Here is a 16,286-nt window from a genome sequence, read left to right on the forward strand (position 1 = left end):
TCACTGATCGCTTGATTGATGGCCGGTGGGTCACTGTCAAGGTTGAACCGCTACCACACTAACCGATTCCCGAAGTGCCATGCACTCTGGTATCCAAGCCCCTCTTCGACGCTATGCGCGAAGAGGGTTTTTCGTTCTCAGAGACGCCAGAGCGGCCGTCTTAAGTATGCCTGTTTGGCATCACCTCCTGCCAGGCCTTCGCAAGGGCCTTTTCGTCAACTCAGGAGATCCCCATGCCCCATTTCGCCAAAACTGTCGATCGTCGTTCACGCCAAGCCCTGACCGCCTTCCTGGAAGGCCACTATCGCTACCACACAATGGGCAGCCATAACCGCAGCACTTCGTATGCTCACTGCATCAAGCTGAACCGTCTTGGGCTCTCCGGCGCCCAGTTGGATGCTGCTTATAACGTCCTGGGTGTCGATTTCTGGGAAGAAATCAACTCGCCGATCGATGACTTTACCTCAGACATGCAAGGCCGGTACACCATCGGGACGAACGGTCGCTCAGGCGGCTACTTGGTACTGTACGAGAGCCATTATGAATCGACGGAGCACAAGTCCTGGTGCCGTTCCTGCGGGCAACGCAACTTCAAGCGGGTTGCCAAGCCGATGGATGGTGCCGAGGCGGTGATCGGAGCTGAGATTCTTCGCAGCGGCGGTGCCTGGACCGATCAGGTGTATCTGAACCAGCCTAGCGTCCAGGCGGTCGTTCTGCCGGATGAAGAAAAGCTCGCGATGGTGCGGAAGCTGAGGCGAGAACTCAGCGAAGCCACACTTGGAAATCGTTGCGGCAAGTGCGGCGCGGAAGGTGAAGCCGGCCGTCTGAACTACGAGAGGTCACCTCGTAGTCTTGCGGTCTACTCCGGCCGCTCGATAGACCAGGATGTCGATTTTGCCGCCTGGTCGATGGAAGAACTACGCCGGCGTGTGGAGTTGGTATCGGCTTTCGATGCCACTTGCGACGCAATCCGTGACAACTTCATCGACCTGATTGGGGACTACGTTCCGGTTGAAAAGACAATCATGGTTCCCAAGACCATAACGGTGCTCGCACCACACGCCGCGGCATAACCCCTCCAGCCCACCTGACCGGAAACGTCAGGTGGGCTTTTTTCTGCACTTTTCGAAGCGCCCATCACGTGCCAAACACATAGGCGTAATTGCACGTTGACTTGTTGACGATACCTTTAGTATTATTGGCACGTGTTATGTATCAATCGACCGCAGCGGCGTATGGGTGAGGCCTTTCATTCGTCAGTACGGGTTTGCGGGCGTTTCAGGCCCGGCCTACGGCTAAACGACACGCGCCACAGATAGCAAAGACTCACCCGACCGATGAAAACAACTTTGATTGCAGCGTTGCTGTGCGCCTCTTTGGCCGCATGCTCGACGAACAGACTGATTGAGCCCCCCGCTCAGGGAGAACTGACCAAGATCAAGGTTCCGCAACCGGATCAAACGGTCGGATCGAGTGCGATTGACGAATTGCTGATCTCGGGGGCAGAGATTGTGCCGCCCAAAGCCTTGGTCGGAGAGAGCGCTGCGCTGCCTGACCTACCTGTTCCCCCTTTGTCGTTCTCAAACGCTCAGACCGTCGATGTGCTGAGCGCTGTCAGCGCCGCAACGAACATCCCGATGACGTTCGTCCAGGAGGACTCCAAGCTCAAGTCAAAGATGGTTTCCGTGAGGAATCTCAGTCGCCGCTTGCCTCAGCTTATGAAGGAGTTGAGCGAGACGATGGGGTTCTACTATTCCTTTGAGGATGGCGTCATCAAGGTCTCGTCGGACCAGCAATTCATCGTGCCGATCCCGCCAGTGAACGATCTGATGGAATCTCTTCCCATCATGGTTGGGCGCCTGGGGGCTACACAAGTGTTCTTGGACAAATCCTCCAGAACCATGACGTACATGGCCTCAAAGTCGGCCAACAAACGAATCGCTGCGTACCTGAAATACGTCCGCGACACCAAATCGCTGATCGTCTATGACATGTTTGTCTGGGAAGTGACACTGACCGACACTCACGCGATGGGGATCAAGTGGGATCAGTTCAAGATCGGCTTTGGACCGGTGAATGCAACTGCAGGCGGCAAGATCGGCTCCACCAATATTACCGGCGGATCGACGGGGCAAACCACCGGTGGCCTCGGTGCCAACATCGTCTACAACGGTGCCAACTTCTCGATGAACCTGCTGCTGAGTTTTTTGAACACACAGGGCACCGTATCCAGCATTTCCCAGCCGCGCCTGGCTTTGGTATCCGGGAGCACGGCGCAGTTCCAAGATGGGCAAAGCATCGAGTACGTGAAGCGGTTGGGTGCAGCGATCGGCAACGGCACAACGCTTTCCTCGTCCGAAACCGGCGTGATCTTCACGGGCCTAGATGTTGGTCTTGCCGGTGACGAGTCCGACGGCACGATTTTTACCGACGTTCAGGCCTCCATGGGCGAGCTCATTCGCTTTAACGACTTTCCGTCAGTGGACGGTACGGTCCAGAAGCTCCCTCAGCGCTCGATGCGGGAGATCCGAACGAAGGTCCGGGCTCGAAGCGGCGACACCATTCTGTTGGCAGGGATCAATTCCAACCGTTACAGCGGTGACCTGACCGGAGTCCCTGGATTGTCTAACACCAGTCTGTTGAACAGCATGGAGAAGGATTCGACTCGCCGAGAGCTGGTCATGGTTCTTCGCCCACGCGTTGTGCGGTTCAAGCATGCCGGGAACGGTGAATCCAACCCATCTTCCAACTGATCGCTGAGGCGACGATGAACAAACATTCCCTTTGCCTGGTGATTCTGGGGAGCTTCTGCGCATTGGCTCGCGCGGAACCCGCGCTAAACAGTGCTTTGCCTCCCGCCATTCCGTTTGAAGGCCAACAAGCCGCTGCTGCCGGTCCCGCTGTCTCTCCATTTCCTGTGCCTTCTGCCACCGGTCGTCAGGATGATCTGCTTGCTCCCAATGCGGGCGCCACAGGCGCCCCAAATGCGCCCGACCTTCGCGTGGTGCTGGCGATGGGAACTGTGGCGGTTGTGAAAGAAGCGGACCAGAGCGGCAAGATTCTGCGGACTACGACTCTGCATGACGGAGCCCGTTTTCTTTACCAGGGGCATGAGGCAAAAGTTGTGATCAAGGACGGCAGTTTGCGCCTCCTTGATGGTCGTCGGGTTCTGGCGTACGCGCAGGTGAACTCCATTGCCGAAATCCCGGAGAACCCAAACCTCAACAACCGCACGACCGCAGAGACGGCGCTGTCGGCAGGTCAGGGGGTCAAGGAACTCAAGGGCAACCAGTTTGGCTTTGCGTCGCTTCAGAACAGTGCCACCGGGAGTCAATCCGGCGGCGCCGCCGCCACTCCTCGTTGAGAAGCAAAAGGTAGATTTCGCTATGACCACAGGACTGGATGATGTCTGCGAAGCGCTTGTCGTAGCTGGCGACATTACGCCATCTCAGCGTGAAATGTGTCTAGAGGCCCACAGCAGGCTCTCGGACAGCGGGGTGAAGATTTCGCCTGAGGAAATCGTCGCGAGTTATGGGTTCGCCTCGCGCGCCGTAGTGGACGCTGCCGTCAACACCAAACTCGGCTCAGGTGACAAGAACTTCCTGGCCATCACGATACCAGGGTCAATGATGCGCCGACTCGGCGTCGTTCCCATCGGGCTGAAGGGAAAAGTCCTGCACCTCTCAGCACTGGGCAGCCTTGATAAGGAGGCGGAGGCAGAGATCATCCAAGAGGTGAGGTTGTCGGGACTTCAGGTGGACGAGATCATCAACGTTCCCCGGGACCGGTCCGTCATTCTGCGCTCCATCAATTCCGTGCAGGCTGTGGACAAAGCCCTGATTGTCCAAGACTTGAACACTTATGCGCGCGATATTCAGAACGGAAATCTGCTGGCGAAGATCGTCGAGAACCTGCTGATCAACGCCTTGCAGATGCGGGCTTCGGATATTCACATCACCGCGTCGAAGGAGCGTCTCGAGAACTGGATCAAGTACCGGATTGATTCGTCGGTGACACCGATGTTCCTCGTTGAACCGGAGGCTATGCGTGTGCTCGTTAGCCGCCTGAAGCAAGACGCGGGGATGGACTTCTCGAACACCCGTTCACCGCAAGATGGACGTTTCAGCTTCAGCACGATGAATAGCGTCGTCGACGTGCGGGTGGCCTCGCTCCCCGCGGATACTGACGAAGCACTGACCGTCCGCTTGCTCGACCCGAACCGAATCTTGCCGTTGCCGCAGCTCTTTGCTGGCCATGCGGAAATCGTGAGCCGTCTCGATGCGCTCGCGAACTCCATTACAAAGAATGGCGGAATTGTGCTCGTGACTGGGCCTACCGGCTCTGGGAAGTCCTCGACGCTCAACAGCTTTATCAGGTCTATCGATCGCGATCGCTATCGGGTGATAACGGCAGAAGATCCCATCGAGATTCGCGTTCCGCTGACGATTCACACCCAGATCAACGAAGAGGCCGGCTTCACTTTCGCAAAGGCGTTGCGTTCAATCGTCCGCCAAGATCCGGACGTGATCATGGTCGGCGAGATACGTGATACAGAGACCGCTGAGATCGGCATTCGAAGCGCGGAAACCGGCCATTTGCTGCTGGCTACGTTGCACACCGACAATGTCTCCGACTCGATCGCACGCCTGATCGGCATGCTGTCCGATTCGTATCGCCGAATCGGAGCCATGGCGGTTGCCAGCTTGCTTCGCGGCGTCCTGAATCAGCGACTGCTCCCACGTCTCTGCGTGTGTGCTCGGCCAGTCCCCTTTGAGGAGACAGCTCTCAGTCAGTTTGCGATGGCCAAGGAGAGGATCTCCGGCACCGTAATGCAACGATGCGGTTGCTCGCGCTGTGGGCATACCGGACTGTATGGACGTGTTCCCCTGATCGAGGCGGCATTTTGGCCGGCTTCCGACGAAATCCGTCGCGAGATGGTCCGAATATTCCTCTCCGACGAGCCGGTGAGTTCGATCCTTCAGTTGGAGGGGGTGTTCTATCAGGGCAGGGAAGATTCCCTCTGGATGCTGGTGCAAGAGGGGTTGATTGATCCCCAGATGGCATTCGATGTCCTGGGAGGCAGCCCCCATGAGTGAGATTTTTGCGGTTCGCGGAATTCTCCCCAGTGGCGACTTGACCACGCGCGAATACTTTGCCGGCTCGCATCGCGAGGCACGTCGCGAAGCCCTTCTTGGCGGGATGAGTGCGGTCTATGACATTCGGCACATCAAAGAAGGGATTTGGAGCTACGAATACCTTGGTCGTGACTATCGCCTGAAGCTTCTCAATGCTCTTAGATTTCAGGTGGATGCAGGCGTGCCAATTGCGCAGGCCATCCAGGCTATCGTCGAAGGCGAAACCAAGCCCCTGCGACGGGCGAGGCTGGCGAGAACACTGATTGTCATTCGAAGAGGAGGCACGCTCGCGGACGCGCTTGACGCCGTAGGGCTGTTCGACGAGCACGTGATTGCCCTGATTCGTGCTGGTGAAAAAACTGGCTTGCGCCATGGTGTACGCGCAGCGATCCAGCACGAAGAAGCCAAGCGCAGCGCTTGGAGGCAGGTCCTCTCGGCCTTGGGCGTACTCAGCCTGGAGCTCAGTACAGCTCTCTCTGTGCCTTGGACCCTGCATTTCTTTGCGATTGGGTTCATCCGCAATAGCCTCAACACCACGGCCGACAAACTGCGGCTGAAATCCTTCCTGTCGGAGCTCGACACGATTGCCACCGTCAACCTGGTCTGGATGGTCATGACGTATGGGCTTGCAGCACTGTTGAGCGCCTGGGCCTTGGCATTCATGGTGTCGCCTGCCGTTCGGGAGCGATCGTGGCCGTATCTACGCCGATTCCCCTTGCTCGGTGCGTACCTGCGTCAGGCTTCAATGGCTAACTCGACGCGCATTGTTTCAGCAATGCTCATGACGGGAGTACGACTTGGCGAATCGGTTGACGCTATGGGCAGAACAGTGACCCACGGGGAAGTGAAACGATTCTGGAGTTCAGTGGCGACCAATCTGCGCAACGGTCATGACTCCGTCCGAGCTTTCCGGCATGAAATGCTAACCGCGTCAGAGTCGCTCGCTATTGCGGCCCATCAGAACTCAAACCAGCTTGGAGAGATCCTGGGAGCCATCGCCGATGAGCGTGAGTACAGGCGCAAGGAGTTGGCCAAGGGACTGATGGTGATGTCGGTTGGCGTGATGATCACCTATATGGCCATTTCGATGGCACTGGCACTGTGGGCTTACAAGCTCTATGACGCTGGGGCCACGTTCAATCTTGAGTCATTGCAGAACCTGATGTGAGTGCATCCATGAAGCAAGCCAGCACCGTTTTCACCCCGGCAAGTATCGTTTTGGGGCGAGTACCGATCAAGGGGGACGCGGACGTTCGTCTGATCGCATTCCACTCGGCGGCCTCAGCACTGGACGATGAGCGGATTCAACTCATCGCAGTGAGGCACGGCGATAGCGTGTACTACTTGGCGGCACCGTCGTCAGACTTCGCGTGTGTTTCGTTCCCTGCTGCTACACCCCTGGCTCAAGCACTTCCCGGGTGGCCTGGGCATAGGGGGACCGGTTACTACTGGGCAAACCTGCGCAATGGGCTAGTTGCTGTCGTCTCGGTCAACGATGATGGTGATGTTGAAGTCTTCACGGGACTGCGTGATGACGCTATGAGGTTTGCCAGCGACGGCCGTCCGCAATTCTGGCCGGACGAGGTCGCGGAATGGTCAGGCGTTACCCGCGAGGCTCAGCGACACATGAGATCCATCGGACGATGGATCACGGCCGCCTCCTTCTCAGTCAGTGCCTGTCTGCTGCTTGGCTCATCGATCGCCATGGCGATCTCCACCCATCAGAACAAAGCCAGTGAGACAGCGAGGGAGCTCTATTTATCTTCAGCCGAGCACGCAGCACAGACCGTACAGATCAACCAGGCTGACAACCGTGTTTGGCAGCAATTTGTCAACTTCGCGCGGTCCGTAGTTGAACGGCAAGGTCGAGCGATGAAGTATTCGGACGATGGTGACAATGTGTCGTATGAGGTGATGCTGCCCGTTTGGACAACCGACTTCAAGCCATTTGTCGGAGCAACGAAGAAGGAAATGGACAAGCTGTACCTGACCCTCTCGAAAGGCGACCTGAAATGAAACTTCGACTCAATCGCTTTAGGAATGTCGCTGCACCGATGTACCTCGTAGTGCCGGCGGTGTCTCTTCTCCTGATGGCCATTTCTGCGTCCGTCTTTGCCTTCTCGATGCTTCATCTACGGAATGCGAACTACGGTGCGGATTTCTGGCGAGCTCAGGTTCCAACGGTCACGGTGACGAAGAGCCCTTTGAACGAAGCTGCGTATAGGGGATTTGTGCAGGAAACCGTGAAGCGATCAAACGTCTCTATGGAAGCGCGTATCGACCGGATTGTCATCCGCGGCACGGCGCTCTCCGATCTGCAGTCATGGAAGGATGCTGTTATGGATTTGATGATTCTTCACCCTGAGTTGTCTGTCAGGAATGTGTGCGCCGGCGCTTCGGTGTGTCAGGGCGCAGCTCTCGTTGCAGAGTTGTCGGGAGTTCGAACAGTTGTTGTTGTGGCTCGGTAACGAGCATAGAGGTTTCCCAACGCAGGTGCCGCTTCATGAAGGAGATTTCGGCAAGGGAGTGATTTTTCACTTAGGCACCCCGCCTTGCATTGCAAGGCTGCCGATATTACACACGATGAAATTCAGAAAGCCAGTGTTTTACAAGGGGAAGAGCAAGCAGAAGGGCATTGCAGTTCTGCCGCTGCTCTTGATGGCTGTGATCATCGGTGGCGCATTGGTCGCGTGGGCGGCAACCAGCCGTTCGAATACCAGTGCTGCAACTGACGGCAACAACAAGGTCATGGCTTCGTCGATCATCGACCAAGCGAAGTCCCAGGAGCAGACTTTCACCAACCTGGTGACAAACGGTATTACTCCCGCGACCGTCACGTATGACACGACAACCGGGAAGGGCATCTTCGATCCGAATGTCGGCATTATCAAACCGATCCCGGGCGGCAACTCGATGCAGACCCCGCTCGGTGCGACTGAAGGGTTCTGGACCTACAACACGGCCTTCAAGGGCAATGGGATCGGCACCCAGGCTGGCGTCGACTACATCGTGACCCTGGCTGGTCTGAAAAACGGTGTCTGCTCGAAGGTGAACGATGTGCTCTACGCATTGGGCAACGTCGCCCCGCCGACCGTAGCACTGGCCGAGTCGGCTTTCGTTGGCGGTGCGACCAATGCTGTGCCGGTATCGACTTCCTCGGGTGCCGACCTTTCGGGCACCGCAGCGGTGCTCAACTGGCCTGCTGGCTGCGTGCAGACATCGGACGGCAAGTACGTCTACTTCCACGTTGTCAACGCCTCCTAAGCCTAGAGGCTGCTTCGGACAATCGCCCAGGCGGTTGTCTCAAGCCTTCCTCTGCCAGGACAGCTTGAGACAGCCGCCTTCATTATGGAGACCATGATGCATAGAACACCCACTCGGCGCCATCAGCGCGGCTTCGCCGTACTTGCCGCAGTCATCATGTCAGTCGTGCTTGTCGCCGCGTTGACCCAGTTTGTGGCCATGTCCGACACGATGGGGTTACGCAACCAGTCCTATGCGGATGCCGGTTCTCAGGTGGCAATTCAAGCAAACTTGATTCGAGCACGCATCCTCTTATGTGGCTCTGACTATCCCGATGGCAATAATGGTACCCCTTACCGTCCGGCGCTTCCTGGTGGCTCTGTCGCTCTTTTCGTATCCACGCTGGTGTGCCCCGGTACGGCGCAGAACCTCTGGACTGGAACGGATGGGGTCACTTACCCGCCAACGCCGAAGTTCATGACGAGGAACTGGCAGTATGTCAATGACGCAACCAGTGCCCGTCTGATGATCGTCGGCGACGGTAATGCCTTGGCGCAAGCTGCCACGCGTTTGGGCACTGATGCTACCGTCAGTGGCAGCATTCTGACCTTCAAGGTGAGCAATTGATGCGAAGCTCCCAGCGCGGGTCAGTGCTGCCGTACTTCCTCTTTCTCACGGCCGCAGCCTCGGTGGCCGGCGCTGTGGCGCTCACGAGCATATCGTCTATCTCGCGCTCCAGCGGAAATTCTCGCGTAGCTACATCCACCATGCGTGCCATCAACTTGATGGCCGATACTGCTATCAGTCTGGGCTATAGCGAAGGTTTTGACGGTAGACCGACGCTCCCCGGTTCATTGGTCTACACGGTTGGAACGGGTGCGCCTGCGGGCGGGACGCTAGTGCCGGCGGGCCTCGTGACAAATGGAAAGGATGGTTGGGGCAGTAGCCTTGGGTTCTGCAACTACTCGAGCTCGAACTGGAACGGATGGAGTACTCCGCTGTTTGCCATTTTGTCCCCCGGGACGGACCAGGCATACCAAACGAGTTGTAACGACGCTTTTTCAGGATTGCGCAATGGGGATGACCTTGTTCGCATAGTCACCGCCGCAGATTGGCGAGCGTCGGCTGCGAAAGGCAAGACCGATGGCTACAAGCCTCCGCTCAATCTGCTTTCTGACCTTAACACCGTGACCCCAAGTTCAAAGGGGGAGGTCCGGCTGGTGCTTGAGACGAAGGAGGTCTATATCAATCCGCTGGGTCTCCCCGGCAGCGGTAATTGGCAGTTGATTTCGGGTGCCATCTCTGGTGGCTCCAGCGGGAAGTTTGTCAAGCGCGATGGACGTGGCATGCGCAAATGGTCCGATGGCGGTATCGCGGCATCGTGCCAGGGCTATCTCCAGGGTGGGAGTGGTTATGCCTACACCGGAGACATAGGCGACGGCCTGTACTGGATCAACCCCGCCGGCACGCCATATGGCGTGTACTGCGACATGACCACTGAGATGGGCGGGCACACGTTCTACACAGACCTGGTTGCGTACTGGCCGATGGACGAGGCTTTCGGAAACTACGCCTACGACTTGTTGGGTACACATGATTTTTCACTGAATTCAACACCAACCACCGGCATCATTTCACCCATTGGCAAACAGATCACGGGCCGCAACCCCGTATCCATTCCTGAGATCGTCGCCGCTAACCCGAACCAGGTGACGATTTCTGCTTGGCTCGATAACGGTACCTTCACAGCCGCGCAAATGCCGTTTGGGTTTTACCAATGGGACGTTGAAACCGCATCTAATGGCGTTGGATTTAATACCGGGAACTCGGAGATTTATGGTGCCACCAGATCGACCGGTCGTCATCACTATGTTTTTGTGTTCGATCGCCGTCCCTCGACTGTTTCAAATTTTGCGATGGACGAGCGGATCTACATTGACGGCGTTCGCCAACCACTTGCCCTTCTCTACGGGACGCAACCCTACGCACCCTCCCGCGTTTGGAGCAGTGTCCTGAATTTCGGCGGGTGGGGTGGAAATGACGATACTCAATACTGGGTTTCCAACAGCATCTATGATGATGTTGCCATCTGGAAACGAGCACTAACTGACTCAGAAGTATCGGTTCTCTATAACTCGCGCATGTCATTCGGCGGGATGCTGACAAAGCAGGCGGGGTTCGTCAAAACAAGCGGAGTATGGGCTGGGTACGATGGTGGCGCTCTTGCGAGTTGCCAGGCTTACCAATTAGCCGGTGCGCGGGAGAATGGCCTGTACCTCATCAACCCTAGTGCTCCGTACACCGTGTTCTGTGACCAAACCACAGATGGCGGCGGATGGACGCTTGTGATGAAGCAGGCCGCCGGCGACGGCGCAACGCTTCAGGGGGATACCGTCTATTGGTCGATGGGTACGACGCTTAACGACACCGCGGCCTACCAGAACCTCAATGATGGAAACTTCGTGTCGCGAGCCTTTGCCACGATGACGGCTAGCGCGTATCGCCTGCAAGCCAGCAACGAGGCAACGCGGCAGTTCTACAATCGCTCGTCGTCCACGCCCCAGGTTGCCTTTAGCGATAGTGCGCGCACCAGTTACGCCGACCCCTATGGCTTTCCAGGTACGGTCGTCAACTGGTTCATCCGCACGACCACCTATCCGAACGGGCAAGCCATCACCGCGGCTCGGTTTGGCTTCAATTTCACGGAGAATTTGATGTGTGGTGCGCGTTGGGGGTGGGCTGCCAATCAGGACCTCCAAGGGTCCGGCAATGATGCTACTCACGATTCCTGCGGAGGATTGGGTGCTTACGGATCGCAGTACGGCATGGGCGGGATGAACTACAACAAGGGCGCTTGGCAGCCCGCCACTTTGTACCTGTGGGCCAGATGAAAGTGAACATCAAGAAATCTCAAGGTGGCTATGCGGTGGTGCCGTTGGTGCTCGCGACGGTTGCAGCCATCGCAGCTACCGTGGCGATGTCCACGTCTGTCGTCAAGACACTGGTGATGAGCCAGAGCACGGCAAAGGCGCGAACGCTGACGGAAACCGCACTGGCGGCTGCTGCCACACAGTTGGGCGCCATGGCGGCATTTTCCGATAACAATGTGGCGCTGCTGCCGACGGTGCAAAACGCCGCGTTTGCGCCGTCTGGTGGCGGCCAGTTGCCGGCGGGGTTGAACGTGCCCACCCTCGATGGCTGGGGTAACCCGATAGGTTACTGCCTTGTGTCGGGCGTCAGTCCCTCGGATGCCACGGCAGCCCTGGTTTCTGCAAGCAAGGACATGGTATTCCAGACCCCGTGCAACCTCGCTGTGGCAGGGCAAGCACTAGGGGATGACACCGTGCGCGTCATTAACAGCGCGAGCCTGCTCAAGGGCCGTACGGGCTCGATGCACCACGGCCGCCCCCTCCCAAACTTGTCGGCATTGAATGCCCTACAGTACATCACAGTTGGCGAGATTCGCCCTGTGATGGACGATGGCTCCGGTAAGGCGGCTCTGTTCTTCAATCCCACCGGACAAGCCGGGAAGTGGGTTGCATTGCAATCTCAGGGCTCGCAGATGTCCCCACTGCTCAAGGGCCTTGTTGGCTATTGGCCTATGGACGAAGTCTCCGGCGTTACGGCCTTTGACGCTGTGGGTAGTCATGACCTCACCTTCTCAAGTGGCGTAGCGGCGCCCGGAGTGTTTTCCAATGGTCGTTTGATTAGTGGCTCAGCCTCCGTACCCTTGGCCGACATTCAAGCCTCTGGCTCGCCGCAGGCCACGATCGCTATGTGGCTGGACAGTGCGACGTATGGCTCCTATCCGATGCTTTGGTCGTTTGACACGTATGATATTTACTACAACAAGGACTACGGTTACATCGGTTTCAATACCGTGAATGGGGAGGTGCGCGGTGTTCCCGTGCCGACTACCGGTAAGCATCTGTTTGTGTTCGTCATGGACACGCGGACGAATGGCGGTGACAACTTTGCTCCCGACGAGCGCATTTACATTGATGGCGTCAAGCAGACGTTGAGCTTGGCTGGTCTTCAACCGGTTCCGAGCAACCGTACCTTTGGCAACACGCTATGGATGGGCGGGAACAGCGCGTCCCCTTCGGCTCAGCAACTCTCCAACACGTTCTATGACGACTTTGCTGCCTGGAAGCGTGCGCTTACCGATGACGAAGTTGCCCAGTTGATGCAGTCTGGCCGGAGCTTAGGCGAGTTGATGACCATTCAGGCGGGCTTCGTACAACGAGGCGGTGCCTGGCAGCCGATGGCAGAGAAGCCCTATCCGATGTGCCTCGATTATCGGAACAAGGGGGCAATGGCCGATGGTGTCTACCTAATTTCGCCTCCTGGCTCCGCAGCACCTTTCCAGGTTCGTTGTGATATGAGCCGCGACGGTGGCGGCTGGACCGTTTTCCAGCGTCGCTATTCGGGCGGCATCGATTTCTATCGCCCATGGTCTGACTACGTGGCTGGGTTCGGTGCCCTCACCGGAGAATTCTGGCTGGGTCTAGACAAGCTGAACCTTCTGACCAGCTCGCCCCGTTCGTTGCGAGTCGACCTGGGGCGCTATAACTCACAGGTCGCCTATGCCAAATATACAACGTTCTCCGTAGGATCTGCTGCGACCAATTACTTGCTGAGCGTATCGGGGTTCAGCGGCGGTCTCGCGGGGGACTCGATGACCGTCAATGGAATGCCGTTCTCTACATATGACGCCGATCACGACTCCTGGTCGGGAAACTGCGCCGCAACGTTTCACGGTGCCTGGTGGTACGGCGCATGCCATGGTTCCAACTTGAATGGTGGTTGGCTGAACGGTCCTCATTCCAGCTATGCCGATGGGGTCGAGTGGAGTTTGTGGACAGGGCAATACGAGTCGCTCACCTACACCGAAATGAAAGTAAGGTGAGCCATGAAACGACATAATCAACGCGGCGTTGCGCTGATCCATGCACTGCTAATTCTTGGCGCGGCCAGCGCACTCACCTTTGCGATTGCCGGCAGCGTCCTTCAACAAAGTCGAAGTGAACGCATTGCGGTCAGTCGCGCGACCCTGGACAAGTCGGCGGTCAAATTGGCCGGACTTGTCGATAGCACAGGGACCAATCCTCTTGCACCGCCGGCAGTGGCGGGTAGTGTCGTCCCATCCGGTGGAGGCCTAATGCCTACTGCTGTAACCCCTCAGGTCGATGCATTTGGGACTCCACTTGGCTATTGCGTGGGAACGCCTGTCGTTGCCACTGACGCAGTCTTCGCCGTCATCAGCGCTGGAGGGAGCAAGACGTTCGACACGAGTTGCGCGCAAGCACTGGCAGGAACACGAATTGGCGATGACTTGATATTCCGCGTCAACGTTTCCCAACTTTACGGCGGCTTCTCAGGCGTGAGTTACCACGGTGCCACGGTGGCCAAAGAGGGCCATCTCGGGAGTATCCTGAACCCTCGCTCGGGTGAAATTCGGGCAGTTGTCGAGACCGGCGCTATCTACACGAATGCGAGCGGCAGGGTGGGGGACTGGACAGCGCTCACCGGCGGAGCGGCGGTGGTTGGCCTCGTGCAAAGCTCCGATGGCGTTCGGCGCTGGGCGGATGGCAGCTACGCGGCCACATGCCAGGCTTACCGCTATCCGAGCGGACTGAAGGTGTACCGCAATGCGGTTGGGGATGGAGTATATCGATTGCAGCCGGGCGGAGTCGGCACCTCCACCGCGGATGTCTATTGCGACCAGTCGACAGACGGCGGCGGTTGGACATTGGTTTTCGCGGGAGACAACAACTCGGGGGGCCATGACCTAACCATTGCGTCCGTGACCGCGGGTATGGCGCTTCCGACATACTCTAGCAGTCCTTCCACTCGGCCGGTATTGCCAACGGGGTTGACTAACAACTTCGGTCAGGCGCTGTTCAAGGGAGGTAACTCAACGTGGCAGTCTCTATACGGGGCCTGGGTTCGCTTTTCGATGCTCACGGCTAGTGCTGGCATGGTGTCGACAACGTTTTCGGGAGTCGCTAGTGCCGCGGGACGTACATCCTTGTGGAGCAGGAACATTGGGTGGGGGCTGGCGTCCGCTGATCCTTCTGATCCTACAAGTACGCTGACACTTTGGGATGCGGGTGGCGTTAGTCCGAACTGCGGAGGGAACGGCGTTCCTGGCCCCAAGAACTGTCCGTCTTTTACCTCGGGATTTTCTTCGTACGCCTATCATTACGACGCGACGACATATCGGGAGCTGTATGTCCGGTAGCCAGCCGAGCTCCAGCGTGTCGCCGTGCTTGGCTTGTGGCTTGACGAAGTCCCCAGCCTGCTGGGGACCCATGAAGATCGCGGATTTGTCCGTGCGCTGAATCAGCCGGATCGATTTCTTGTGGAAGTGTCGGTGAGGTCGCCGGCGCATCTCGCGCAGTTAACAGTCAAAGACTGCGAGTCCTCTCAGGGCGAGGACTCTGGCCCTTTTCAGTGTTTCTTGTTTCTCAGCTTTCTTTAGTTCCTCATGAACAAATGCGGTCGGGAGCTGCTATCCTGACCCTGTATGCAGTTAACAGTCAGGTGGGACTGAAACTGACCACCCGCGCTCTGATCACGACGGTGGGACTCATGACCAATAAAGATCTCTTCAAAGCCGGGCCAGCAGGTTGGGAGGCCGATCCGCAGACATCCTTCGATACCTGGCTCAGCCAGCAGAAGGGCCGTGGTGGCGCTCCTGCAATGCGCATTTCCTCGGCGGAGGTGTATCGCGCTCAGTGGGGCAAGTTTCTAGACTACCTCCAGACTCGTGGTGTCGAGCTCACCCGAGTTACGGACGTGCATATCAGCGAGTTCCTCAGCAGCCTCCATTCAGAGAATAGAAGTCAGCGAGACCGATATAGAAAACTGATTGAGCGCGTTTTCGCCGATCTGTATCGCTCCAAGGCCCCACGGGGGTACGTGAACCCCGCGGGGGTCGCACAGAAGGAGCAGGGGGCCGCCTGGAAGGCTGTAGCAGGAAACCTGCCGACGAGCTTCCTGACCCTGGCCGAGAGGAGAACGCTGGTTGAGCACCTCCTGTCGCCTGTGGTATGGCAAAAGTCCGAGGAACACTGGCGCCAACTGCGCGATCGCGCCATGGTCGCAACCTTCCTTGGGGCCGGGCTCAAGGTCTCGGAGGCCCTGCGCCTGACTGTTAACTGCGTGGCCCTGCACGGCGAGCCATGGATCAAGCTCCGGCGGCCGGATTCCCAATTCTCACACCGGACACAACCGACCCCCTTCGCCCGTGACCTGCTAGCCCGCTGGCTGGCCGAACGGGCGACCTCCGGCTGTCGTGGTGACCTGGTGTTTCCGGCCGGTGTCCATGGGGGGGCAATGCACTCGGTCACTGCCTTGCGCGCGGCCGACGCCATCGTCGACGCGTCCGGGGTGTCTGAAAATCGATTGGAGCGGGCAAGCCCTCAAACCATGCGCAACAGTTTCGCCGCGGGGATGTTCGAGGCAGGCGAGAGCCCGAAATCCGTCGGCGAGTCCTTGGGGTTTGCGGTCGTGCTCACTGCAGAGCGCCTGAAGGCATCATGGCAAAGCTGGCAGACGTTTCAAAACTGATCGGCCCATTTACCTGGCCGTCGATCGGCCTCCTGAGACCCCCTGAAAACCAAAAGGCCCGCCGTTTTACGGGCGGGCCTCGTGGTCGCAAGTTCAACCTTTCGGTTGTTTCCCAACTTCAGGAGATCCATCGGGATTCGGTGGCAGCGATCTCGCGCTGCCATGTCGCAATTTAACCAAAGCCTGGCCTCGCAGGCAAGCACAAATACCCCGGGGTAGAGTAGAGGGGAGCGATACAGACAGTATCCACATAAATCTATAAGCGTAACGCCGGATGTCGAGCAGCTTTCGACATATCCCTTATGCCAAGACTACCCGCACTGCGGTCCCTCC

Annotated in this window: 13 protein-coding genes; all 13 read left to right on the forward strand. The window is 57.7% G+C overall.

Going from position 1 to position 16,286, the window contains the following annotated elements; genetic code table 11:
* The first annotated feature begins 233 nt into the window (after positions 1 to 233).
* The 13 genes from ACREYQ_RS32840 to ACREYQ_RS32900 all read left to right on the forward strand — a co-directional run bounded on the left by ACREYQ_RS32840 (position 234) and on the right by ACREYQ_RS32900 (position 15,953).
* Positions 234 to 1,073, forward strand: coding sequence for a cysteine protease (locus tag ACREYQ_RS32840; protein WP_432263139.1), 840 nt, complete (start codon positions 234 to 236; stop codon positions 1,071 to 1,073).
* Between the two features lie 264 nt (positions 1,074 to 1,337).
* Entirely contained in the window at positions 1,338 to 2,753 is a 1,416-nt protein-coding gene (locus ACREYQ_RS32845) for a type II secretion system protein GspD (protein WP_432263140.1), read from the forward strand.
* Between the two features lie 14 nt (positions 2,754 to 2,767).
* The gene (locus tag ACREYQ_RS32850; RefSeq protein WP_432263141.1) at positions 2,768 to 3,364 is read left to right on the forward strand and encodes a hypothetical protein; all 597 of its coding nucleotides are present in this window, start codon (positions 2,768 to 2,770) and stop codon (positions 3,362 to 3,364) included.
* Between the two features lie 22 nt (positions 3,365 to 3,386).
* The gene (locus ACREYQ_RS32855) at positions 3,387 to 5,096 is read left to right on the forward strand and encodes a GspE/PulE family protein (RefSeq protein ID WP_432263142.1); all 1,710 of its coding nucleotides are present in this window, start codon (positions 3,387 to 3,389) and stop codon (positions 5,094 to 5,096) included.
* Positions 5,089 to 6,303: a type II secretion system F family protein gene (locus ACREYQ_RS32860; protein ID WP_432263143.1), complete on the forward strand. Its 1,215-nt coding sequence runs from the start codon at positions 5,089 to 5,091 to the stop codon at positions 6,301 to 6,303. Before ACREYQ_RS32855 ends, ACREYQ_RS32860 begins: the two co-directional genes overlap by 8 nt.
* Before the next feature lie 8 nt (positions 6,304 to 6,311).
* Positions 6,312 to 7,151: a hypothetical protein gene (locus tag ACREYQ_RS32865; protein ID WP_432263144.1), complete on the forward strand. Its 840-nt coding sequence runs from the start codon at positions 6,312 to 6,314 to the stop codon at positions 7,149 to 7,151.
* Complete coding sequence (locus tag ACREYQ_RS32870; RefSeq protein WP_432263145.1) at positions 7,148 to 7,603, forward strand: hypothetical protein; 456 nt, start codon at positions 7,148 to 7,150, stop codon at positions 7,601 to 7,603. Before ACREYQ_RS32865 ends, ACREYQ_RS32870 begins: the two co-directional genes overlap by 4 nt.
* Before the next feature lie 115 nt (positions 7,604 to 7,718).
* Complete coding sequence (locus tag ACREYQ_RS32875) at positions 7,719 to 8,399, forward strand: hypothetical protein (protein WP_432263146.1); 681 nt, start codon at positions 7,719 to 7,721, stop codon at positions 8,397 to 8,399.
* Between the two features lie 156 nt (positions 8,400 to 8,555).
* A complete protein-coding gene (locus ACREYQ_RS32880; RefSeq protein WP_432263147.1) occupies positions 8,556 to 9,005 on the forward strand; it encodes a hypothetical protein in 450 nt (149 codons plus the stop codon).
* Positions 9,006 to 9,145: 140 nt separating this feature from the next.
* Positions 9,146 to 11,269 (forward strand): fibrinogen-like YCDxxxxGGGW domain-containing protein, encoded by a 2,124-nt coding sequence (locus ACREYQ_RS32885; RefSeq protein ID WP_432263148.1) that lies wholly within the window; start codon positions 9,146 to 9,148, stop codon positions 11,267 to 11,269.
* Positions 11,266 to 13,287, forward strand: a complete 2,022-nt coding sequence (locus ACREYQ_RS32890) for a fibrinogen-related protein (RefSeq protein ID WP_432263149.1) — start codon at positions 11,266 to 11,268, stop codon at positions 13,285 to 13,287. Before ACREYQ_RS32885 ends, ACREYQ_RS32890 begins: the two co-directional genes overlap by 4 nt.
* Before the next feature lie 3 nt (positions 13,288 to 13,290).
* A complete protein-coding gene (locus tag ACREYQ_RS32895; protein ID WP_432263150.1) occupies positions 13,291 to 14,622 on the forward strand; it encodes a fibrinogen-like YCDxxxxGGGW domain-containing protein in 1,332 nt (443 codons plus the stop codon).
* 350 nt (positions 14,623 to 14,972) lie between these two features.
* Positions 14,973 to 15,953, forward strand: a complete 981-nt coding sequence (locus ACREYQ_RS32900; RefSeq protein ID WP_432263151.1) for a tyrosine-type recombinase/integrase — start codon at positions 14,973 to 14,975, stop codon at positions 15,951 to 15,953.
* Positions 15,954 to 16,286: the final 333 nt, after the last annotated feature.

The organism is Cupriavidus sp. TMH.W2 (assembly GCF_050847365.1).
Lineage (GTDB): Bacteria > Pseudomonadota > Gammaproteobacteria > Burkholderiales > Burkholderiaceae > Cupriavidus.